Origin of the sequence: Vibrio sp. 03-59-1 (genome assembly GCF_013114135.1) — a bacterium.
Classification (GTDB): Bacteria; Pseudomonadota; Gammaproteobacteria; order Enterobacterales; family Vibrionaceae; genus Vibrio; species Vibrio cortegadensis.
In genome coordinates this window covers 23,154-45,949 of sequence record NZ_VTYA01000023.1, presented here as the reverse complement: position 1 = coordinate 45,949, position 22,796 = coordinate 23,154, and the positions used below count along the sequence as shown (strand labels likewise).

Sequence of the window (22,796 nt, the reverse complement as noted above, 5' to 3'; positions counted from 1 at the left end):
TAAATTAAACATGCGCCCACGCAAAAGGCTTGGGTATAGAATGCCAATGGAGTATATTCATGCCCACCTGTAGAAAGTGTCGCACTTCAAACTTGATACTAAGTAAAATAATAATAAAAATAAAAGCTTAAGTGTTAGCTAAGATGTAACATCATATTTCATCCATTATAAGTCTATGAGCTTATGAGGAAAATAAAAGAGAGGCACTTAGCATGCCTCCCTTAAGTTTTACCGCCTGCAACAGGTTTAGTGGTGCAATATTTGACTTAAGAAATTTTGAGTTCGATCAGACTGAGGATTTTCGAAGAAATCGACAGGGTTATTTTCTTCAATAATTTCTCCGGCATCCATGAATATTACTCGATCTGCCACCTCTTTCGCGAAACCCATTTCGTGAGTAACACAGAGCATTGTCATACCTTCATCTGCTAGTTCAACCATAACATCCAATACTTCACGAACCATTTCAGGGTCGAGTGCAGAGGTAGGTTCATCAAAAAGCATAACTTGAGGGCTCATACAGAGAGAACGAGCAATAGCCACACGTTGTTGCTGACCACCAGAAAGTTGTCCTGGGAACTTGTCGGCTTGATCTGGGATCTTTACACGCTCTAAATACTTCATTGCAATTGCTTCTGCTTCCTTTTTAGGCATTTTCTTAACCCAAATAGGCGCAAGAGTGCAATTTTCAAGTACTGTTAAGTGTGGGAATAAATTGAAGTGCTGGAAGCACATCCCAACTTCTTTTCGTACGGCTTCGATATTTTTTAAATCTTCGGTTAATTCATTACCTGATACAAAAATATGCCCTTTTTGATGCTCTTCAAGTCGGTTAATACAACGAATCATCGTTGATTTACCAGAGCCAGAAGGGCCACAGATAACGATTTTTTCGCCTTTACGAACTTCAAGATTAATATTCTTTAGTACGTGAAATTCGCCATACCACTTGTTCATATCCTTGAGTTCAATCATCAACTCTTGACTATCATTTGTATTCGATTGTTGCTGCGTCATAATACGTCCTTGATCTTTTTAATTATCGTTTGTGGCCGGTGTGAAGTTTGTTTTCAAGCCATATCGAATATCTCGACATGCTAAAACAGAACACCCAGAACACTAACGCGACAAATACATAACTTTCGGTGGAAAACCCTAACCATTCAGGGTCAGTGTTTGCGGCTTGACCAATACCAAGTACATCAAACATACCGATGATGAGTACGAGACTGGTATCTTTAAACAAGCCAATAAAGGTATTAACAATAGATGGAATCGTGATTTTAAGCGCCTGAGGGAGAATGATTAATCCCGTTTTTTTCCAGTAGCTTAAACCTAATGCATCTGCAGCTTCATATTGGCCTTTTGGAATGGCTTGTAGACCACCACGAATTACTTCCGCCATATAGGCTGCACTAAATAGAACTACCCCGATTAATGCTCGAATCAACTTATCTGTTTCAGAACCTTCAGACAAAAATAGTGGCAGCATTACTGAAGCCATAAAGAGCACTGTAATTAACGGAACGCCACGCCACACCTCGATATAGATGGTACACATGCTTCGTATAATTGGCATCTCAGAACGACGGCCCAGTGCCAAAGCGACACCGATAGGCAAGGAAACCACGATGCCCACTAAAGCAATGATAAGTGTAACCAGTAAGCCACCCCATTTATGGGTTTCAACGACTTCAAGGCCAAACACGCCACCATAAAGTAGACCAGCAACAACAAATGGGTATATGTTAACGAAAACTAGCCAGATCCAAAGTCGTTTTGGCGTTTTCTCGTAGGCGAGTAGGCCAACGAAAATAGCTAACGTTGCATAGAAAAGTTGAGGTCGCCACAGTTCAGCTTCTGGGTAGAAACCGAACATAAATTGATCCCAACGAACGCTGATAAACACCCAACATGCGCCATCACTGGTACAGGCATCTCTTGTGCTTCCAAGCCAATCGGCATTGAGAATTGCCCAGTCAAATATTGCCCAAAATAAAGAGAATCCTAAATAGGCTAAAACAATAGTCACTACTGAGTTAACAGGGCTATTAAAAAGATTTTTTCGAAGCCAACCTACCGCACCGACAGTGTTTGCAGGTGGTGGAAGGCTTGGTTGAAATTCATGTATGCTCATCTTATCTCTCCACCAACGCAACTTTGCGGTTATAGATATTCATCAAGGCAGATGTCAAAATACTCAATGTGAGATAAACACCCATTGTCATTGCAATGATTTCAATCGCTTGCCCAGTTTGGTTGAGGGTTGTCCCTGCAAAAACCGAAACTAAATCTGGATAACCAATCGCCATCGCTAGGGATGAGTTTTTGGTTAAATTCAAATATTGACTGGTCAATGGTGGAATGATGATCCTCAGAGCTTGCGGAATAACAACTAACTTTAAGGTTCGAGAACGAGGTAAACCTAATGACATGGCAGCTTCAGTTTGCCCATGGCTAACAGCGTTAATCCCTGATCGTACAATTTCGGCAATAAACGAAGCGGTATAGATACTTAGTGCGAGCATTAAGGCCGCAAGTTCAGGAATAATGCTGATACCACCACGGAAATTGAACCCTTTTAATTCAGGATATTCAGCCGTGATAGGTTGTCCCATAACAAAAAATATGATCGTCGGAATGACAATACATAAACCAAAAGCGATCCGTAATAACGGCGTTTGTTGACCCGTTAGTTTTTGCTTGTTTTTGGCCCAAATGCTAATGAATAATGTCGCAATGATGCCGGCGATAAAAGCAGCGATTACAAAAGCACTACCTTGTTCAAAAACAGGAGCGGGGAAATATAACCCACGAACATTAAGGAATATTGCTTCACCTAAACTCATACTTTGACGAGCAGATGGTAGCGCTTGAAGTACAGCAAAGTACCAAAAGAATATTTGCAATAAAAGTGGAATATTACGGAAAATTTCAATGTAAATTGCTGCGAAACGGCTAACCAACCAGTTATTCGATAACCGAGCAATCCCGACAGAAAAACCAATGGCCGTCGCTAGGATAATACCAAGAACTGAAACTAAAGCCGTGTTCAGGAGGCCGATAACAAATGTTCTTCCATAAGAAAATGTTTCATCGTACTCAACAAGTGTTAAGCCAATACCAAATCCAGCTTCTTCAGATAAGAAACCAAAGCCAGTCGCGATACCTCTAGCATCAAGATTGGTTAAAGCATTATTTACAATGGTGTATCCGAAAAAAAGCAGTGCAGCAACCGCAAGTATTTGGAAGATGACTGAGCGAAAGGTGGGGTTATAAAATAGGTTTGCACTCTTAGCAGTTGGTTTTGCCTGCATACTTGGTACATTATTATTAGGTTTCATACAACATTAACCTCAAATCCATTTAGGAAAGGGCGGCATTCCACCGCCCTTCAATAACATATCCAAACTGAATTAGCGGATAGGTGGAGCGTACATGAAGCCACCAGCATTCCATAGGGCGTTTACGCCACGTGAAATAGCTAGAGGAGAACCTGTACCAACGGTGCGTTCAAAGCTTTCACCATAGTTACCCACTTGTTTGATTACTTGGTAGCCCCAATCATCACGAATGCCAAGACCTTTACCTTTAGGACCATCAACACCAAGAATACGTTTGATGTTTGGATCTTTAGATTTCAGCATTTGATCTGCGTTTTTAGACGAAATACCATACTCTTCGGCATTAATCATTGCAGAGAGTGTCCATTTTGCCACGTTAAACCATTTGTCATCATCTTGACGAACAACCGGTCCAAGAGGCTCTTTAGAGATGATTTCAGGTAAAACTTGCGCTGAACTTGGATCTTTAAGGTTCAAGCGAAGGGCGTAAAGACCTGATTGGTCTGTCGTAAGTACATCACAACGACCGGCATCAAAACCTTTAGATGTTTGCGCGGCCGTATCAAATACAACCGGTTTGTATGACATTCCGCTGTTACGGAAATAATCGGCTAGGTTAAGTTCTGTAGTGGTACCAGATTGAACACATACAGAAGCACCATCCAGTTCTTTAGCACTGGTTAAGCCAAGATCTTTTTTGACCATGAAACCTTGACCATCGTAGTAGTTTACGCCAACGAAGTTTAAACCAAGAGCTGTATCACGGTGAAGAGTCCATGTGGTGTTACGCGACAATACATCGATTTCACCAGACTGGAGAGCGGTGAAGCGTTCTTTTGCCGTTAAAGGAACATACTTAACTTTTGTTTTATCGCCAAGAACAGCAGCTGCCAGTGCTTGACAATATTCAACATCGATTCCTTCCCATTCACCTTTTGAGTTTGGGTTAGAGAACCCTGGAAGACCAGTACTTACACCACAAGTTAGATAACCTTGTGATTTAACTTTTTCCAGAGTGCTATCTGCTGCTGATGCTGATGTTGCCATCATGGCAGAAGAAGCAGCGACGACTGTAGCAAGAAGAGTGAGTTTATTTGTCATTTGTATCCATCCTGTATGATCCATGTTAAACCAGGTAATACCTGATACAACTTACTTATCATGATTACGTTATATCCTTTACGATTGATTTCGGCTTTTTGAGCACGATTGAAAATCAATCACTTATAAGCGTAGGTAAGGAATTATGTTTTCTCAAACATTTAATTTAAAAAGATTTTTGAGAGAAATCACAAAACCGAACAGATGTTAGGATGACTAAATGTTAACTGAATGTAAATAGTGCAACTGAGCACATCATTAGTGCATTAGAATAATTGTACTCATATTGAATGTTTAAATGGTGTTACAGGTTATTTGACAGTCGTATACTAGTGAGACAATCTAAGAACTAATGAAAATTTAGTCTTAAATAGTTTATTAAGAGACAATGGGCTGCTCAGAATGCACTGTTTTTGGTAGCATAAGTGAATAGTTATTTAGAAAGCTTAGGAGTAGCAATGCGATATTTTCCACTATTTTTGGATGTAGTTAACAAACCTGTTTTGGTTGTGGGTGGGGGAGAGGTTGCATGCAGAAAAGTCGATTCACTTTTAAGGGCAGGAGCATCGGTTACTGTCGTATCACCCAAGTTAGAGCCTTACTTGAGGTCCCTTGTGGATGCAGAGCGTTGTTCATGGATTCAAAATTTTTATTCCAGTGAAATTATGACCAAGCAGTATATACAAGTATGGGCAACAACCGATAATCCATCCTTAAATCATCAGGTTCATAAAGATGCAAAAAAAATGGGTATTCTTGTAAACGTGGTTGACGATTTACCCTTCTGCGATTTCATTACTCCGTCTATGGTGAACCGTGGGCGAATCCAAATTGCGATATCGAGTGGTGGCGCTTCTCCAATTTTAGTGAGAAACATTCGTGAAAAATTAGAATCAGTACTGCCACAGAATTTATCTCTACTCGCAGAGTTTGGCGCATCAAAACGTAATTCTATTAAGAAAGAGTTTCCTAGTGTGACAGAAAGACGAAAATTCTGGGAAGCGTTTTTATCTGACTCTCGCGTTGAATCATCAGTGAGCAGAGAACAGCTAGAATCACTATACCAAATCGCTATTAAGCAAGAATTAGACAGAGCAGGTAGCAGCACATGGATAGAGTTTGGTGATGATGTAGAGCTTTTGACGATAAAAGCGTTGCGACTAATGCAACAAGCGGAACTGATTCTATACCCTAAAGCGTGTCCCTATGATTTTATTGATTTATCACGGAGAGATGCTGAACGCGAGCAATATGCAACTGCTGCTGATTTGTCCGAGAGAATAGCCAAAGCGAAACAAGACAACTTGCGAATCTGCGTTTTTGTACCGAAGAAGAACGAGTGTTCATTGCTAATTGGAAGTGATAGCTTGCTCTCTTTGGGCCGATGTTGACCGTAAACCAGTTTTGAAGTCACTTTTACTTAAGTGTTGCTCACGTGGAATAGAAAAACAAAGAAGGAGGCACAATCGAGTGTCTCCCTCTTTAATTATAACCAGTACCAAGCTCTTTTTCTAAAGGCTAGGTGCCAACTTATTGCAAACCACCATTACAAAAGTAATTAGTCGCGGAAGTTGTCAAATTGGAACGGTTGGCCGAAATCACCACCGCGAACCAGAGCCATAACTTCTTGTAGATCGTCACGTTTTTTACCTGTTACGCGCATCTTCTCGCCCTGAATAGCAACTTGAACTTTGATTTTTGCATCTTTTACGGCTTTGATTATTTTCTTAGCAATATCAGTTTCAACACCTTGTTTGAAAATGACATCTTGGTGCCAATTTCTACCCGTTTGGTCCGCTTTTTTTGCTTCCATCGCTTTAGCATCCACACCGCGCTTGGTTAGGTTGCTGCGTAGAATGTCGCGCATCTGCTTAAGTTGGAAGTCATCTTGCGAAGAAAGGGTAACAACGTCGCTCTTATATTCGAATGACGCCTCAACATTTCTAAAATCAAAACGAGTAGCAAGTTCACGGTTAGCGTTATCAACAGCATTACGAAGTTCTGTGCTTTCAACTTCAGAAATAATATCAAAAGAAGGCATAAAAATTATCCTCAGTTTTATTTACGGGTTTTAATTGCAGTAGAGAGCATATCAAGCATTTGAACAGTGTCATTCCAACCAATACAAGGGTCGGTAATTGATTTGCCATATTCAAGATTGTTGATATCGGTCATTGGTTGATTGCCTTCTTCAATAAAGCTTTCAGCCATGATCCCTGCAACAAAAGTGCTTCCAGATGTGATTTGATCACAAATATCTTGCGTGACTTCGAGCTGTTTACGGTGCTGTTTTTCACAGTTTGCGTGGCTAAAGTCAACAATTAGACGCGCAGGTAAATCAAACTCTGCAAGCTTGTTGCATGCGGCTTCAACCGATTGAGCATCGAAATTCGGCCCAGTGTCACCACCGCGAAGAATAATGTGCCCATACGGGTTACCACTGGTGCGATAAACCGTCATACGACCATTCTTATCTGGAGAGTAGAAGTAGTGAGATGCATGCGACGCGCGAATAGCGTCAATGGCAATTTTTACGTTGCCGTTGGTACCATTTTTAAAACCAACAGGACAAGATAGCGCAGATGCCATCTCACGGTGGATTTGCGATTCAGTTGTGCGTGCACCAATAGCACCCCAAGTAATTAAATCAGCAATGTATTGACCAGTGATCATGTCAAGGAATTCAGTCGCTGTCGCAAGCCCCAGCGTATTAATATCGAGCAAGAGTTTACGTGCTTTGTGCAGCCCAGCTTCAAGTGCATAAGAACCATCTAGGTTTGGATCAGTAATCAGACCTTTCCAACCTACCACTGTGCGTGGTTTTTCAAAGTAGGTTCTCATGACGATAAAGAGCTCTTTTGAATATTGTTCTTGGATAGAACTTAGACGCTGAGCGTAGTCTAGAGCGGCATCGGTATCGTGAACAGAGCATGGTCCAACGATAACCAAAAGTCGATTATCTCGACCTGTAAGAATATCTTCAATTTGTCTGCGAGACTGAGCAATACGTTCAGCAACATCGTCAGTGATAGGGTAAGCACTTCCAAGCTCGGCTGGAGTCGGCATAGGCCCAAGTGCTTGGGTTCTCAATTCATCAGTTTTTAATGGCATGTGATTGCTTGTCTTTTATTGCGAAGCGGTAAAGATAACGGAATTATTCTTAGGAATAAACTCTTTAGAGGTAATCTTATTGGTCATTCGTGGATTAATCGGTGCTTTATTGTTGAGTTAGAGCTAAATCATGGTGTTTTGCTTGAATTCACTTGGCGCTATCGGTATTTTCCTTCAGGTAATAAATCAAATATCGGAGCCATAATGAAGCAAGTCGATCAAGGTACTATTCACCCAGACTTTAAACTTGGGGATGTGTTGCCTTCATATGCAGACAGCCAAAATTCGGATTATTTATATGTCTCTCTATCAGAGCTAATGATGGAGAAAGTTTTTTATCACCCATCAATCACTCAGGTTAAAGGTGATTTAACGGATATAGAAGTTGGTGCTCTTGAAGCGATTTTGTTTGGCATGAGTGTTGACGAGCATTTTGTGGAGACCTTGTCATCTGAGATCCTAATGGCTAAAACGGACAAACATGATGTAGTGAAAGTCTGTTTAAGCAGCAATGATAGCTACGCATTTCGAACACTACTTGGTGGGCAAGTGGAAGAAGATGAAATCAACCCTTCACTTGGCCTAAGAGGTGTGTCTCGGTTTGTCTCTGATGCGTATTCACATGCATTTTCATTAGAGTGCAACGTGATTAAATCTCTCGTTGAGAAAGGGGTGAATGTTGATGCTGTCATTCCATTTGTTCGCACTCTTGATGAAGCGCAACAGATCATAGAACAGCTGAAAAGCTTAGATATTTCGAGTCAGAACGAGGCAATAAACCTCTGTTTTTCGTGCGATGTTCCGTCTTCGGTAATGCTTGCTCCTCGGTTATTAGAGCTATTTGATAGTGTTATAGTGAATGTTGAACATTTGACTCAATTTACCTTGGGTGTAGATAAAGCCAATGAGACTAATGAACATCTGTTTGATCCACAGAATGATGCGGTGTTAGATATGTTGTCATTGGTAATTGAGGCGGCCCAAAAGGTTGGCAAACCAGTGCAAGTTGTAACGCAAGCATTATCAGAGTATCCCGAACTTCAAAGGCATCTACTCAAATATCAAGGCTTGAATGTAGTGGTGACAATGTAACGGTTTTGGCTAATGCCTAGTTCGTCATGATAGTTTATAAACTCTTTGATTGATGAATAAATGGGCTATCACTACCATCAAGTTTAAAAAGAGAAGGAGATATGAACTGCTGTTTATATCTCCTTTTTTTAACATTTCTTTGACAATATCGTTTTTCTTCGCTTAACTGGTCTGACAACTTATTCTAATAGTGAGTCGATATGTTATCCCCGTTGCAAAAAGCGAATATGTACTTAAATCTCTTTGGTTTCTTTAAGGTGCCAATGATTTGGTTGTGCCACCCGAAACTATTGGTTCTGAATGAACGCAGTGTCGAAGTAAGGATCCCATTAAAGCGACGGACTAAAAATCATCTTAGTAGTATGTATTTTGGTGTGTTGGCCGTTGGTGCTGACGTAGCTGGCGGGTTCCTCGCAATGGAGAAAGCCCAGCAGCGAGGAGAAAAAATCTCTCTTGCTTTCAAAGGGGTTGAAGCGAAATTTTTAAAGCGCCCAGAAGCTGATGTTCACTTTTATTGTGAGGATGGCGATTTGATTGACCAAATGCTAGATGAAACCATAGGTAGCGGAGAGAGGGTAAACCAAGATGTAAAAATCACTGCCACTTGTCCAAGTTTGCATGGTGATGAACCCATGGCAGAATTTTTATTGACCCTCTCTTTGAAGAAAGTGTCCAGTTAACTCAAAACTAGCGAGCTAAGAAAATAACAAGCTCAAAGAAAGCGCTTAGTTTACAAAGCACAAAGCATTTAGTTTACAAAGCACAAAGCATTTAGTTTACAAAGTACTTAGTTTACAAAGCACTTAGCTTACTTTGACTTGTTCAATATCGACGATTTTTGAGCGATTCATGATGATTTTCCAGCGATAATAATTCGGTTCACCATCATGGTTGTTCTCTTTAATGATTAAGTTGAGCAAGTGTCTTTTTTCGACGGACTCTTTACTGACTTGACCTTCATTGAGTTGATAGATTTTGTTTGAACCCTTATCCATGAGTCGAGTTAACTCTCTAAGACTGACTTGGATCGTTTCGCGTGTTTCTTCGTAACCACTCATAAATCTTGATGTCGACATCTCTGTCTGTGAACGATAGTGCAATATCTGCTCTTCACGTTGGACGACACGTTTTCTTCTGATCTGCTGGATACGGTCTGCCAATTTTGAAAAGCTGGTGTAATCAAGCCATTCTAGCTTCTGTCCTACCGCTTTGTTTGTTGTCGGGTCGTAGTATCGGCGTTTCCATTTAGGTTTTCCCTTACGCATCCAGCGCCAAAGAATATCACGCAAATCATCTTTGAATATTTCACGTAACGCATAGATAAACGACATCGCAACGATGAACGATGCGGTGATTTCACCGAGGAAGTCTCGCGCAACGATGGCGATGGTGGTAACAAAAACCATCACCAAACCTGTCGCCACACCTTTCACCGCACGTTTAACATTCTTACCCATAGAGATGGTTTTTTCTTTTAAGATGATTGGGTGTTCTATCAACCTGCGCAATAGACGCATCTTATTACTTAATCGCGTCACATCTTCACGAACTTTTTTCGAGTTGTAATCGTTTAATTTACGGTGAACGGTCTCTTTTTCGCATAGAACAATGAGACGTTCCTTGATAGTTGAGTACTCATTACCCCTAGGCATATGAGCGACTAAGGAGAGAAAGCGTTGTTCTGTATACCAAGAAAGGTAGTTATCGACATTGGCATAATAACGTTTCAAATTCTCTTCAAATGGAATACCACGGCGTAAACGTTTTAATATGTCTAAAGCAAGTTCGATTACTTCATCTACTTCTTCAGCCGAGACATCTTCTCGTTCGGTTTTGTTTAAGCTATTTACCGCCTTATCGAGGGCAATCACATATTGATAAGCGAATAAGCTCAAGCTGACACGGTACTGTGTGGTAGATAAGCGCCCACGTTTTGCAAGTCGGCTATGAACAAGCGGCAACAGCGTTTTATCACTATAGTAGGCGCGTTTCTGAGTCATGGCATTGAAGTAAAAGCCACTCTCAGACAGAACTTCAGGAGTTAAACCCAATTCACCAGGGACAAAAAGATACATATCCATGTCTAATTTTTTAGTTTTAGCCATCGCATGGTTAATTTTGAGAGTAATAGCGTCATGTTTGTCGACGGTGATCAACGATAACTCCTTACAGATATGAAATTTATGAGTGAAACTAGCGAAAGGATACCAGAGATCACGTATAATCACCGCAAATTTGAAAAGAGACAATTTTGATGATTAATGTTGGTCAAATAAACAGCTTAAAAGTGGTAAAACTGGCAGATTTTGGGATTTTCCTGGATGCTGACGATTACGGAACGGTATTACTGCCTAAAAAGTTTGCTCCTGAAAATGCTGAAATTGGTCACATGCTTGACGTATTTCTGTTCATTGATTCTGATAGCCAGTTGGCTGCGACTACAGAAACACCTATCGCGCAGGTTGGTCAATGGGGATTAATGACGGTCGAAGGTGTAAACAGCACGGGCGCATTTGTTAGTTGGGGTGTGAAAAGTAAAGATCTTCTGATCCCATTCAGTGAGCAGCGTGGGCCGTTACGCGAAGGCCAAACCATTTTGGTTTATGTGTATATTGATAAAGCATCAAGCCGTATTGTTGGTACAACAAAGTTTAACAAGTGGTTGGATAATACGCCTGCTAGCTATGAACGTAATCAGCAAGTTGATTTATTAGTCGCTGAGCGCAGTGAGCTTGGCTACAAGATGATTATTAATGGCGAACACTGGGGAATGATCTTCCCTTCAGAAGTGATCGGTAAGCTGTTTATTGGTAAAAAACTGAAAGGCTACATCAAAGATGTGCGTGAAGATGGCAAGATCGATCTTTCTTTGCAGAAAATTGGTGTTGCTAAGATGGACGACTTGAGCTTAAAAGTTATAGATTTACTAGCGAAACGCGATGGGTTTTTACCATTGAATGATAAATCATCACCAGATGCGATTTTCTCTGCGTTTAGAACAAGTAAAGGTACGTTTAAAAAGACAATTGGCGGTCTTTACAAGCAGGGTAAAATTACCATTGATAAAGACGGTATTAGACTCGTAGATAACGAAGAGTAGTGGTAAGCCACTATAACTTCTGCTTTTGATGTTCAATTAACGCAGCTGATGAACTTGTTTTCTCGGTTATAAAAAAAGACCCAAAACTGATCCCGTTTTGGGTCTAGGGGAAGCAGCTCATGTTGATCGAGCCTGCGTTAATTATGTCTTTAAAGCATGTTACTTGTGACAATTTACTTTTAAAATATCTGTATCTGTATCTGTATCTGTATCTGTATCTGTATCTGTGAGCCTAACTTACGACTCTGTGAAACATTGTTGCTTTGTTGCTGTACTATTGAGAGAAATGAGAGTCATACGGTTACTTAAAACTAACTATCATTTCGGTGAATACAATAAGTGTAGTACAGCTTAGCGAATTTGCTAGTATTTTGAGAAAATCAGGCTAAAGGTCGAGTTTAGACCGTAATTAAAATAGATTTTTATCACGTACAAGTTCACGTGGTAAGCCATTTTTCACTCGATTGCCCACCCATTTACCGAGTCCAATGACATCGCTTTCTAGCATAACAATCACTTCGCCTTGACCACTTTGATCAAGGGGTCTCACATCTCTACCCATATACCATTCACGAGCATCATCAACTGAAAGATGCACAGTTTTTGCTTCATTACCGGTGGCTAGGGTCGTCGCTACTTGATGCTGCCAGCGGAATCCTTTCTTATGCGTTTCAGCAATTTTAATTCCCATGCGTGAGAATCGAAGTTCACCAATCATTGGTTCAAGTGCATTTGGGAAAAGCCACACATCCTTATCACGCAACCATACTGAAGAGTCGGAAGGAAGATCAATATCCAGTGTTTTTGCTAGCTGATCACGGACATCCGATTGAATTTTCGCTGTCGCTTTTTCAAAAGGAAACTTACCCATTCTTTTTTTAACTTCCGGAGGAGTGACGCTGGATACTTTACGAATGCGAGCAACAAAGAAACCTTCGCTATCATAAATTTGTGGGAAAATGTGCAAGAAACCTTCTTCCGTTAATGCTGCTTCTGCATCATCAAAAAGGTTCGCCAATGATACAAACTCAACGGCATCACCAAAGGTTTGTTTTAAATGGTGACAAACATGTTGGTTCTCTTCCAAGCTCAAGGTACAGGTTGAATACACCATAATTCCACCTGTTTTTAAGGCGTGAAAGGCACTTTCAATTAAGTCTCTTTGGGTGTCACCAATCGCAATTACAGAATCACGACTCCAGTTCTTCATTGCATCAGGATCTTTTCGAATGGTACCTTCACCTGAACAAGGTGCATCAAGAAGAACCGCATCGAATTGCTCTGGTAGCCAACCGCCGAATACTCGACCATCAAAATTACTTAATGCGGCATTTCTAACACCACAACGTTCAATATTGGCGTGCAAGACTTTGACTCGGCTTGCTGAATATTCGTTGGCAACAAGTACGCCTTGATTCTTCATTAATGCGGCTACCTGAGTGGTTTTCGAACCCGGAGCCGCTGCCATGTCCAAGATCGCATTAAACTCGTCATCTTCTGCGTTAAACATTGCAGACGGTGGCATCATGGAACTTGCTTCTTGGATGTAAAAGAGTCCCGCCATGTGCTCTGCGGTATTTCCCAGTGGTACCGAAGTTTCATCAGCATCGATCCAAAATCCGGTATCGCACCAAGGAACTGGAGATAGGGTCCACTCTTTTTGACGTGCTCGCTCAATGAAATCTTCGACAGAAATTTTTAAAGTGTTAACACGAATACTTTTGCGGAGCGGTTTCTTACACGCAGAGATGAAATCTTCCATATTTAAATGGGACGGCATGATCGCTTCGATTTCACGAAGAAAATCGTCAGGCAGCTTTATATTTGGATGCAATTGAGTGTCTCTGAGTCTTTAACGGAATAGGGGATTTTAATTCAATTTTAGGTAGGACTAAACAAAAATGCAGCCGTTAAGCTGCATTTTCTGTTCATTTGTTCTAAGGCTTAGGGATAGCGGTTCGCCAGTTCGACCATTCTTCGTCAGCCTGTGGGTATAAGTAGAATGATTGACCCTCTTTTGCAATGGGTTGAAGCTGTTTCTGTTCCGGGGTAGAGAACGTAATCCCACCACGAACTAAACTGTCAACTGTGCCTGTTTTGATGTTAGCTCCGGATAAACCAATAGAAACATCAATCCCAGAGACATTCCAAAAGACGCTGTTGCTCCGAACTAAGTAGGCGTAATCCTTATCTATTTCGACTTCAGAGATAACACGATCGGCAAACTGGCCAAGCTGAACAGACGTTACTTTTCCAATGGGTATCTCTCGGTACAAAATAGGGGTACCAACTTTCACTGACCCACGGGTTTCACTTTGTAAGCTGAATGAAACTCCTGAATTTTCTGGTGGAGCAGAGCTTAACTCGAAGGAGTAGGCTGGCTTGCCATGACCTGGTTCTACTTTGATGTATTTCGTCACAAGAGACGATATATTCTTAATTCCGTCTAAACCAATTTCCGGTTCTGCGACCCAAAAGTGGGAACCTGCTAGGGTAATATTGTTGACAAATTCAGGTAAAATACGAGCTGTCACTTCGACCTTACTCTTTTTGAATAGAGGGACAACTAAGGTCACTTCCCCTACGGTAACACCTTGGAATTTAATTGGCGTTCCTTTGGTTATTTCTTGCTGCCCGTTGGTCATTAATGTAATGACTCGGCCAAATTTTCTCGCATGTTTATAGCTGTTGTATAACTTCCAATTATCGCTGATCTTATTGTCGATACCGGGAAGTGAGTCAAATGCAATGCCACCTTGAATTAAACTTCTTAATGGTGCAGCTTTGATACTGATTCCTGACAAAGAGGCATCGACTTCAACGCCAGAACGGTTCCAAAATACAGTTTGATTAGTGATAAGGTGTTTATATTTGTTTTCAATTGTCGCCTTAATTTTTACACCACCATCTACGAGATAAAAATCCGACACACTGCCGACTTGAAGGTTGCGATATAGTAATGGACTGTCTTTAGAAATAGAGGGCAGTTCAGTTGAAAACAGAGTAATACTTTGAGACCCCGATTGGTTGTATTTAGCCAATTCAGAGAGTGATTGGCTTTGATAAAGGGTATACGATTCTTGCTGTGTATCCGAGCCTTCACTGATAAAACTGATTGATCCACTCAGTAACTGTTTAGCTGGTGGAACGGTGATACTTAAACCCGATCCGGTTAGCTCAGCAGTTGCACTTCCAGTAATAAAGAATCGGTTTCTTGATTTGATTAAATGAGCATAATGGTTGTCGATGAGCGCGTCCATTGAGACATTTTTGTCGTTTAATCTTACGTCTATCACTGAACCGACGGCGATCCCTTTGTAAAGAATTCGTGTGCCAACTTCTAAGCCAAAAGAGCTATCCGCGGTGAGTTTTACCGAGATTGATTTTTCTTGTTGTTGGCTAAATTGAGTTTTTCTAATCGCCGTAAATTGACGAACTTGATCTCCCGCCCCAGGCACTATAGTTAGAAAGTTTCCTCGTACTAGGTTCGCGATGTTTTCAACGCCAGTGAGGGAAACTTTCGCCTCTTCTAAGATGAATTTACTGCCAGCCGTTAGCATGTCGCTGAAAGCGGGTTCTATCGCTGCATTGGCAATAATTTGCTCGCGTTCATTGCTTAGTGAGAGGTTCGTAATCTGCCCAATCTCAATACCTCTGTACACAATAGGAGCACCAGTGGCACTGACTTTGTTTTCATCGGGTAGGGTGATTTGGATTGGGATACCACGGCCTGCGGTTTTTAGGTCTGGATACAGTTTGAATTGAGTATGCATGGTGACAGTTTCACCAGCATCTGGCGAGTCTACCGCTATAGAACCACCGAGTACGGCACTAAGGCTTTCTAATCGGACATCTATCCCATTAAAGCCAATGCTTGTTCCAATCCCACTCACATTCCAAAAGCGACTTTTAGTGGTAATGATATGACTAAACTCATCTTGAATAGAGGCTTGAATTAAGACGGATTCGGATTTTTCATCAAGCTTGTAACTAAACACTTCACCAATAGGAATTTTCTTATAAACAATTTTTGAACCAATGGAGATACCGCCAAGATCTTTTGATTTAAGCGTAACGTTTAATCCTTTTGCCGCTATCAGATCTGAGGGGGCAGATTCTAATGCCGTAAATACAGTCTCTTCTTTTGCATGAGAATCACTAGGTTGTATCGCGATATAGTTTCCAGAAACGAGCGCGTCTAAACCAGAAATACCTGAAAGCGAGGCAGTCGGTTTGACTAGCCAAAAACGAGTATCAGCATTGAGTAACTTTGTCGCTTCAGGATATATGTCAGCATCGACATAAATCCGACTAAGATCTTCTGAAAGGGATATGTCTCGTATCATGCCGACTTCAAGGCCTTGATAGCGAATCGTTGTCCTCCCTGCAACAAGACCTTGAGCGTTAGAGAAGTAAATCTGAATGCGTTGCCCAGCATCGTGAACCGCTTTAACGACTAACCAACCAGCAAGAAGCATAGTGATAATCGGTAGGATCCAAAGAGGGGATATCCCTTTACTCCTTTTTATATCAGGAGCATGTGACGTTTGGGATGTAGGTTGTTTATTCATTCACTGACTCATCTTTTGACGGGCGATTATAATTATCCCAGATTAATCTTGGGTCAATGCTCTCTGCGGCAAGCATAGTTAAGATAACGACTATACCAAAAGCGACAGCGCCATAACCGGGTGTAAAGTTAAGAATTTGGTCTCTATCAACTAATGTCATCATTATTGAAATTACAAATAAATCCATGACCGACCATTTACCGATCCATTTGACTGCAAAATAGATAATCATTCGTTGGCGGTGGTAAACGGAGCGTTTAAATTGTATACATAACAATATATAAGCGAGCCCAAGAATTTTTATCACAGGCACTATGATACTTGCCACAAAAATGATGATCGCAATCCCATACATTTCATTCCGTACTAAGCCCGCGACCCCAGAGAAAATAGTATCTTCTAATCTACGACCATTGGTTATTAGAATTGATATTGGAATTAAGTTCGCCGGAAAAATGGCTATCGAAGCAGCGATGACATAAGCCCACGTTTTTTGCAGCGAGTTCGGTTTTCTGTGGTGAATCTTTTCGTGACAACGTTTGCACCTTTTTGCTGTAGGTTGCGAAAGATGGCAAGAGTGACAATGTATATCTTTATGCTTAAATTTATAATGGGTCTCTGACTGCCATACGTCCCAGTAGCGTTGTGTGCTGACCCGGCTGACAAGCAAAACGCTAAATAGTTGAAGAAACAGAAGACCAACTAATCCTGAACCAATATAAATGTCCGAATAATCTTGTAATTTAAAGCATGAGATTGCAATGCTGACTAAAAAAACATCTAACATCATCCAGTGCTTTAGTTTTTGAATACACAAAAGTGAATAACGTAAAACTCTAAACCAACGTAGTTTTAAACCTAGATGCGCGGTTAACACTGAAGAGCACACTAGGAAAGGAGCAATGGAGCTACAGAACAAAATGAGCAATGCAAGAGAAACAAATCCCTCTTTCATTAGAGTAATCATTCCAGAAGGTAATGTAGCCGGGATCATTACGCCGACAAGTCTAATGCTGATGAAGTCAAAAAAATGTGAAGGAATAAAAAGCAGTAAACAGGTAATAGCGATGGCGAGATCACCAGATAATGAAGGAGCCTCTCCGCTGTAGAGTAAAGTGCCGCATTGCGGGCAATAGGCACTTTTCCCTTTCTTAATCTCAACGATCTCGACAGGAAGCTCACACCCATGGCAGAGCTTCAGTTTAGTCGGAAGGGTAGATTGGTAAACTAGAGTACTCATGAATAAAAGCAACTCAATAAGCAATTGTTGAGCTGTTTAAGCGTGAGACTGCACGCTTCCATATAGCGTTTGATACAAACCTTGCTGTCCAACCAATTCACCATGCGTCCCCGTCTGAGATACTTGACCATCTTCTAGTACGTAAATAATGTCGGCTTGTTTAACGGCTGACAGTCGATGAGCGACAATTAATGTCGTTCTATCTTTCAAGAAATCATTGAGTGCTTTATGCAAAGCCGCTTCTGTTGCGGTATCTAATGCCGATGTCGCTTCATCAAGAATAACAAATTGTGGATTACTTAAAACCATTCTTGCTATTGCGAGTCGCTGCCGTTGGCCGCCAGAAAGTCGAACGCCATTACGGCCAATTTGAGTATCTAAACCGTGGCTCAGTTGGCTAATTACATCATGCATTTGTGCTATCTCTAAAGCTCGCCATAAAGAGATCTCATCGTACTCAGCACCAAGAGTCAGATTATGCCTTAAGCTGTCGTTAAATAGTATAGGTTGTTGTAATACAACGGCGATTTGGTCACGAATTATATTAAAGCCTATGTCTTCTGTTGACTCTCCGTTATAGCGAATTGTGCCTGAATTTGCGCTATATACACCAATTAAGAGCTGAATGAGTGTCGATTTTCCACCACCACTAGCACCGACTAGGGCGACTTTTTTTCCTGCGGGAATGGTTAAGTTTAAGTCGTTGAGTACTTTCAATTCGTCATTGTAAGAGAAGTTAATCATCTCAATGTCGATACTGACTTCACGATCATCTGTAAAAGGATTGACCTTAGATATTGGTCTTGCTTCTTCTTCGAGCTCTAAAAGAATGTTGATGCGATTAAGTGCCGCTTTTGCGCTATACCAAGAAAATTGAATGCCTAGCAGCTCTTGAACAGGCGAGAGCATAAACCATAAATAACCAAAAACAGCAAAAATTTGGCCTATGGTCAGGTCACTAAAGAGAACCATTAGCATTGCTACTGCGCGGAATAGTTCAAATCCAAGTAAAAAAAGTAGAAACGACACTCGTCCTGCTGCTTCCGATTGCCATGCATACTTGTCAGCATCGATTCGCACTTGATTCGCTTGCTGTTTTAACTGTTCTAAAAACTCCTTTTCGCGATTGGCTGCACGAAGCTGATAGATGCCGTCTAAGGTTTCGACAAGCCGATTTTGAAAAGTTTCAAAAGATTGGTTCTCTTTTTTCTTGAGGTGCTTGACCATGCCTCCCAATTTACGAGAAAAATAGATAACGATAGGGTTCACTAATAAAATAAACAGCCCAAGACGCCACTCAAGCCATAACAAAACGCCTGCAGTGCCAATGACAGTCAATAAACTAATAACAAATTTGCTTAAGGTAGAACCAATAAATTTATCAATAGTCTCAATATCAGTAATAAGATGGGCGTTGATACCGCCACTTCCTTTGGTTTCGTACTGTCTAATGCTAATTCTACCTAACTTATCGATCATCTTAGTTCGCATGTGATAAGTAATGGTTTTAGACACTAAGGTGAACTGCCTACTTTGCAGTATGTTGAATGCTTGGCTGAACCCTCGCATCAAAATGACAAGCAACAAGGTAAGAGCGATATAACCTGTAGGAGTTTGCATGGAAATGGGCAAGACGAGGTTCATGTACTCTAGTCCACTTGCTGGGTTGTTTAGCAATACTTCATCAACCATGAGAGGCATCAGCAAAGGGATAGGGACACTAATAAGTGTTGCCAATAGAGCAATTGCGTTGGCAAACAGAAGCTTGGACTTGTGTTTTTTTACTTGAGTTATTAACCAAGAGCGGCTAATAGTATCATTTGAGTTGTTCATCTTGATGAGAATGAGTCCTATTAAGTTGTTGCGTGGCATTCTACGTAGATCTGACAATAATGGAAGTGTGGGATTTTTAATAAAAGGATAGTAAAGAGTACTATATGAAAATAGAACATTATGAACGCTTAACCAAACAAGCAGTCGCGTTAATAGAGTCAGAAAGTGATTTAATCGCTAGTTTAGCGAACGTCAGCGCTCTTTTGAATATGGAGCTCGATGATCTTAATTGGGTAGGCTTTTACCTAATGAAACAAGATGAGTTGGTTTTGGGTCCATTTCAAGGATTACCCGCTTGTGTTCGTATTCCGGTTGGGCGAGGAGTGTGCGGAACCGCAGCGGCAACGAATACTGTTCAACGTATTTATGATGTCCACGAATTTGAAGGACATATTGCTTGTGATGCGGCAAGTAACTCAGAAATTGTTATTCCATTTTCAATTAATGGTAAAGTAGCCGGCGTTTTAGATATTGACAGTCCAAATATTGGTCGATTTAGTGAAGTTGATGAAGCTGGATTGACAAAATTGATGTCAGAAGTGGAAAACCTGCTCAATTCGCAGGCGAACAATGCATAAATTATTCTTTGACTGTGGTGTTTCGCTTGTAGGTCTCTATAATACGTAAAATATTTATCAGATTGCTCGCGGAATGACCGCAAATAACCAGGAACCCACATGGAAAACACTGAAAAGTTAAAAAACAGCAAAGAAGTTATCGCATATGTTGCTGAATGTTTCCCTAAATGCTTTACTCTAGAAGGTGAAGCAAAACCACTTAAAATTGGTATTTTTCAAGATCTTGCTGAACGTTTAGCTGAAGATGAAAAAGTAAGTAAAACTCAGCTTCGTGCTGCTTTAAGACAGTACACGTCATCATGGCGTTACCTTCACGGCGTAAAAGCTGGCGCAATTCGTGTCGATCTTGACGGAAACGCATGTGGTGAACTTGAACAAGAACACGTTGATCATGCAAAAGAAGCGTTAGCAGAAAGCAAAGCTAAAGTGCAAGCTCGTCGTAAAGAGCAAGCTCAGAAAGCTCGTGAAGAAGGTAAAGCGAAACAGAAAGCGAAGAAAGCTCAACAGCCTCGTCGCCCTGCCGCGCCAAAAGCACCAAAAGTAGAAAAACCTGTTGAAACACGCACGTTAAATGCTGATGAGTTCATCACCGGCAAAGAAGTGAATGTGAACATGGGTAAAGGAAACATGGCTGCGACCATTGTTGAAATCAATAAGGAAGATGTGCGTGTTCAACTTGCAAATGGCCTTCAAATGGTTGTGAAAGCGGAGCACTTGCGCGCATAAAGGAGATACTCCTACGCATGAAATGCCGTTCAAAATTGACACTGATTGCTGCTAGCTTATGGTTAGCAGCTTCAGCTCAGGCTCTTGAAGCCAAACTAGACCAAGATGACTTGCCTCTATTAGCTCCAGAAGTTCAACATGAAACTGCGAGCAAACGAGTAACTTCTCGTTTTACCCGTTCCCATTACAAACACTTCAATCTCAACGACGATTTTTCTCAAGCCATTTTTGATCGTTATGTAGAAATGCTCGATTACAATCGAAATATTTTTACTCAAGCAGATATGGACTCATTTACTGATTGGTCAAAACAACTGGATGATCAGCTAAAGTCAGGAAACAATCAAATCGCATTCGATGTCTATAACCTTTCTATGCAAAAGCGTTTTGAACGTTTTAAATTTGCATTGTCAGTGCTTGATAACGAAATAAAATTTGATACTGATGACTCTATTGAACTTGACCGTTCTGACGCTACTTGGCCGAAAGATCAAGCCGAAGTCGATGAGTTATGGCGAAAACGAGTAAAGTATGATGCGTTGAATCTTAAGCTAACGGGTAAAGAGTGGCCTGAGATTCAAGAAATGCTAGGTAAACGCTACAACAATGCAATGAAGCGTCTTACTCAATCTCATAATGAAGATGCATTTCAGCTTTATATGAATGCTTTCGCGCGTGAAGTTGACCCTCATACAAGTTACTTATCTCCTCGCAACGCAGAACAATTCCAATCTGAGATGAACTTATCTCTAGAAGGGATCGGTGCTGTTTTACAAATGACAGATGATTATACTGTTATTCGTTCTTTGGTGGCTGGTGGTCCAGCATCGAGTAGTAAACAACTCGGTGAAGGGGATCGCATCGTTGGCGTTGGACAAGATGGCGAAGAGATCGTAGATGTGATTGGGTGGCGTTTAGATGACGTTGTCCAATTAATCAAAGGGCCAAAAGGTACAAAAGTTAATTTGCAGATTTTACCCGAAGGTAAAGATGCAAAAAGTAACGTTGTAACAATTGTCCGAGATAAGATTCGTTTAGAAGATAGAGCCGTAAAATCAGAGCTTATTGAGAAAGATGGTAAGAAAATTGGAGTGTTAGAAGTACCAAGTTTTTATGTTGGTCTTTCAAACGATACTGACAAACTTATTGTTGATCTTAAAAAGCAAAATGTAGATGGCATCATTGTTGACTTACGAAACAATGGTGGTGGTGCATTAACTGAAGCGACTGCTCTTTCTGGCTTGTTTATTGAAAGTGGACCTGCGGTTCAAGTTCGAGATAGCTACGGCCGTATCAATGTCAATAGTGATACCGATGGCAAGATTAGCTATCAAGGTCCTTTGACTGTGTTAGTGAATCGATACAGTGCTTCTGCTTCAGAAATCTTTGCTGCTGCAATGCAAGATTACGGACGAGCAATTATCTTGGGTGAAAACTCATTTGGTAAGGGTACCGTTCAACAACACCGTTCGTTGAATCATATTTATGATTTATTTGATAAAGAGTTGGGGTATGTTCAGTACACGATTCAAAAATTCTATCGAATCAACGGTGGCAGCACCCAAAACAAAGGTGTGATTCCGGATATTGCATACCCAACAGCGATCGAAGCCTCGGAAACGGGTGAGAGTGTAGAAGATAATGCGCTGCCTTGGGATAGTATCCCACCAGCAAAATACGATGTGTTACAGGGTAACACTGAGTTGATTTCAACACTGACTACGCAACATCAACAACGTATCGAAAAGGATATGGAGTTCAACTTTATCGCTCAAGATATTGCTAAGTATAAAGCTGAAAAAGACGATAATACTTTGTCTTTGAATGAAAAAGTACGAGTGGCAGAGAGTGATAAAGCGGATAAAATTCGTTTGGAAAGAATTAACTTACGTCAGAAAAGTGATAAGCAAGAAGCATACAAATCACTTGATGATGTTCCAAAAGATTATGAATCTCCAGATGTGTACCTAGACGAGTCCGTTGCGATTATGGTCGATATGCTAAAATTAGAGAGCACTGATTAAGTTCTAATTTATAGTCGTATACTTATCGATATCCAATAAAAAGCGAGCCTTGAGCTCGCTTTTTTCATAAATTCGC

The 22,796-nt window shown here is 40.9% G+C and carries 18 protein-coding genes; 7 read left to right on the top strand and 11 right to left on the bottom strand.

All coding sequences use genetic code 11. The annotated features are described in order from the left end of the window. Window positions 1-246: 246 nt before the first annotated feature. The 4 genes from F0249_RS17990 to F0249_RS17975 form a co-directional block, all read right to left on the bottom strand. On the bottom strand, window positions 247-1,017 hold the full coding sequence (locus tag F0249_RS17990; RefSeq protein WP_113796625.1) for an amino acid ABC transporter ATP-binding protein: 771 nt from the start codon (window positions 1,015-1,017) through the stop codon (window positions 247-249). Between the two features lie 22 nt (window positions 1,018-1,039). Continuing rightward, window positions 1,040-2,137, bottom strand: coding sequence for an amino acid ABC transporter permease (locus F0249_RS17985; protein ID WP_171757389.1), 1,098 nt, complete (start codon window positions 2,135-2,137; stop codon window positions 1,040-1,042). A 1-nt stretch (window position 2,138) separates the two neighbouring features. Continuing rightward, window positions 2,139-3,344 (bottom strand): amino acid ABC transporter permease, encoded by a 1,206-nt coding sequence (locus F0249_RS17980; protein ID WP_113796629.1) that lies wholly within the window; start codon window positions 3,342-3,344, stop codon window positions 2,139-2,141. 72 nt (window positions 3,345-3,416) lie between these two features. After that, a complete protein-coding gene (locus F0249_RS17975) occupies window positions 3,417-4,445 on the bottom strand; it encodes an amino acid ABC transporter substrate-binding protein (protein WP_017053330.1) in 1,029 nt (342 codons plus the stop codon). Between the two features lie 458 nt (window positions 4,446-4,903). On the opposite strand from F0249_RS17975, the gene F0249_RS17970 reads away from it, so the two are divergent. Beyond that, a complete protein-coding gene (locus tag F0249_RS17970; RefSeq protein WP_171757388.1) occupies window positions 4,904-5,836 on the top strand; it encodes a bifunctional precorrin-2 dehydrogenase/sirohydrochlorin ferrochelatase in 933 nt (310 codons plus the stop codon). Between the two features lie 167 nt (window positions 5,837-6,003). Here F0249_RS17970 and F0249_RS17965 read toward each other — a convergent pair whose 3' ends face one another. Both F0249_RS17965 and F0249_RS17960 read right to left on the bottom strand, forming a co-directional pair. Beyond that, window positions 6,004-6,486, bottom strand: a complete 483-nt coding sequence (locus F0249_RS17965; protein ID WP_171757387.1) for a YajQ family cyclic di-GMP-binding protein — start codon at window positions 6,484-6,486, stop codon at window positions 6,004-6,006. Window positions 6,487-6,503: 17 nt separating this feature from the next. Beyond that, window positions 6,504-7,556: a 3-deoxy-7-phosphoheptulonate synthase gene (locus F0249_RS17960; protein ID WP_113796633.1), complete on the bottom strand. Its 1,053-nt coding sequence runs from the start codon at window positions 7,554-7,556 to the stop codon at window positions 6,504-6,506. A gap of 204 nt (window positions 7,557-7,760) precedes the next feature. On the opposite strand from F0249_RS17960, the gene F0249_RS17955 reads away from it, so the two are divergent. Both F0249_RS17955 and F0249_RS17950 read left to right on the top strand, forming a co-directional pair. Then, window positions 7,761-8,648 carry a putative PEP-binding protein gene (locus F0249_RS17955; protein ID WP_171757386.1) on the top strand — a complete coding sequence of 296 codons (888 nt, stop codon included), beginning with the start codon at window positions 7,761-7,763 and terminating at the stop codon, window positions 8,646-8,648. Between the two features lie 200 nt (window positions 8,649-8,848). Continuing rightward, the gene (locus tag F0249_RS17950) at window positions 8,849-9,328 is read left to right on the top strand and encodes a PaaI family thioesterase (RefSeq protein WP_113796637.1); all 480 of its coding nucleotides are present in this window, start codon (window positions 8,849-8,851) and stop codon (window positions 9,326-9,328) included. A 123-nt stretch (window positions 9,329-9,451) separates the two neighbouring features. Here the strand turns inward: F0249_RS17950 and F0249_RS17945 are convergent, their stop codons facing one another. Then, window positions 9,452-10,804, bottom strand: a complete 1,353-nt coding sequence (locus F0249_RS17945) for a hypothetical protein (protein ID WP_017053336.1) — start codon at window positions 10,802-10,804, stop codon at window positions 9,452-9,454. A gap of 98 nt (window positions 10,805-10,902) precedes the next feature. Here F0249_RS17945 and F0249_RS17940 point away from each other — a divergent pair, with 98 nt between their 5' ends. Beyond that, window positions 10,903-11,748 carry a S1 RNA-binding domain-containing protein gene (locus F0249_RS17940; RefSeq protein WP_113796639.1) on the top strand — a complete coding sequence of 282 codons (846 nt, stop codon included), beginning with the start codon at window positions 10,903-10,905 and terminating at the stop codon, window positions 11,746-11,748. Window positions 11,749-12,157: 409 nt separating this feature from the next. Here F0249_RS17940 and rsmF read toward each other — a convergent pair whose 3' ends face one another. The 4 genes from rsmF to F0249_RS17920 form a co-directional block, all read right to left on the bottom strand. After that, window positions 12,158-13,582: a 16S rRNA (cytosine(1407)-C(5))-methyltransferase RsmF gene (rsmF, locus tag F0249_RS17935; protein WP_171757385.1), complete on the bottom strand. Its 1,425-nt coding sequence runs from the start codon at window positions 13,580-13,582 to the stop codon at window positions 12,158-12,160. Between the two features lie 103 nt (window positions 13,583-13,685). Continuing rightward, window positions 13,686-16,319: a PqiB family protein gene (locus tag F0249_RS17930; RefSeq protein ID WP_171757384.1), complete on the bottom strand. Its 2,634-nt coding sequence runs from the start codon at window positions 16,317-16,319 to the stop codon at window positions 13,686-13,688. After that, window positions 16,312-17,559 carry a paraquat-inducible protein A gene (locus F0249_RS17925; protein WP_171757383.1) on the bottom strand — a complete coding sequence of 416 codons (1,248 nt, stop codon included), beginning with the start codon at window positions 17,557-17,559 and terminating at the stop codon, window positions 16,312-16,314. Before F0249_RS17925 ends, F0249_RS17930 begins: the two co-directional genes overlap by 8 nt. Before the next feature lie 36 nt (window positions 17,560-17,595). After that, a complete protein-coding gene (locus F0249_RS17920; protein ID WP_171757382.1) occupies window positions 17,596-19,392 on the bottom strand; it encodes an ABC transporter ATP-binding protein in 1,797 nt (598 codons plus the stop codon). 104 nt (window positions 19,393-19,496) lie between these two features. Between F0249_RS17920 and F0249_RS17915 the strand changes: the two genes are divergently transcribed. From F0249_RS17915 to prc, 3 genes are all read left to right on the top strand, one after another. Then, complete coding sequence (locus F0249_RS17915) at window positions 19,497-19,970, top strand: GAF domain-containing protein (RefSeq protein ID WP_171757381.1); 474 nt, start codon at window positions 19,497-19,499, stop codon at window positions 19,968-19,970. Between the two features lie 99 nt (window positions 19,971-20,069). Beyond that, window positions 20,070-20,696, top strand: coding sequence for an RNA chaperone ProQ (proQ, locus tag F0249_RS17910; protein ID WP_113796646.1), 627 nt, complete (start codon window positions 20,070-20,072; stop codon window positions 20,694-20,696). 17 nt (window positions 20,697-20,713) lie between these two features. Beyond that, the gene (gene prc / locus F0249_RS17905; protein ID WP_171757380.1) at window positions 20,714-22,720 is read left to right on the top strand and encodes a carboxy terminal-processing peptidase; all 2,007 of its coding nucleotides are present in this window, start codon (window positions 20,714-20,716) and stop codon (window positions 22,718-22,720) included. Window positions 22,721-22,796 lie beyond the last annotated feature (76 nt).

Bases quoted from the DNA above. Each gene is read 5' to 3' on its own strand.
- F0249_RS17915 (WP_171757381.1), top strand. From the start codon at position 19,497: ATGAAAATAGAACATTATGAACGCTTAACCAAACAAGCAGTCGCGTTA.
- F0249_RS17950 (WP_113796637.1), top strand. From the start codon at position 8,849: ATGTTATCCCCGTTGCAAAAAGCGAATATGTACTTAAATCTCTTTGGT.
- proQ (WP_113796646.1), top strand. From the start codon at position 20,070: ATGGAAAACACTGAAAAGTTAAAAAACAGCAAAGAAGTTATCGCATAT.
- F0249_RS17925 (WP_171757383.1), bottom strand. From the start codon at position 17,559: ATGAGTACTCTAGTTTACCAATCTACCCTTCCGACTAAACTGAAGCTC.
- F0249_RS17960 (WP_113796633.1), bottom strand. From the start codon at position 7,556: ATGCCATTAAAAACTGATGAATTGAGAACCCAAGCACTTGGGCCTATG.
- F0249_RS17970 (WP_171757388.1), top strand. From the start codon at position 4,904: ATGCGATATTTTCCACTATTTTTGGATGTAGTTAACAAACCTGTTTTG.
- F0249_RS17990 (WP_113796625.1), bottom strand. From the start codon at position 1,017: ATGACGCAGCAACAATCGAATACAAATGATAGTCAAGAGTTGATGATT.
- F0249_RS17980 (WP_113796629.1), bottom strand. From the start codon at position 3,344: ATGAAACCTAATAATAATGTACCAAGTATGCAGGCAAAACCAACTGCT.
- F0249_RS17920 (WP_171757382.1), bottom strand. From the start codon at position 19,392: ATGAACAACTCAAATGATACTATTAGCCGCTCTTGGTTAATAACTCAA.
- F0249_RS17965 (WP_171757387.1), bottom strand. From the start codon at position 6,486: ATGCCTTCTTTTGATATTATTTCTGAAGTTGAAAGCACAGAACTTCGT.
- F0249_RS17975 (WP_017053330.1), bottom strand. From the start codon at position 4,445: ATGACAAATAAACTCACTCTTCTTGCTACAGTCGTCGCTGCTTCTTCT.
- F0249_RS17930 (WP_171757384.1), bottom strand. From the start codon at position 16,319: ATGAATAAACAACCTACATCCCAAACGTCACATGCTCCTGATATAAAA.
- prc (WP_171757380.1), top strand. From the start codon at position 20,714: ATGAAATGCCGTTCAAAATTGACACTGATTGCTGCTAGCTTATGGTTA.
- F0249_RS17940 (WP_113796639.1), top strand. From the start codon at position 10,903: ATGATTAATGTTGGTCAAATAAACAGCTTAAAAGTGGTAAAACTGGCA.
- F0249_RS17985 (WP_171757389.1), bottom strand. From the start codon at position 2,137: ATGAGCATACATGAATTTCAACCAAGCCTTCCACCACCTGCAAACACT.
- F0249_RS17955 (WP_171757386.1), top strand. From the start codon at position 7,761: ATGAAGCAAGTCGATCAAGGTACTATTCACCCAGACTTTAAACTTGGG.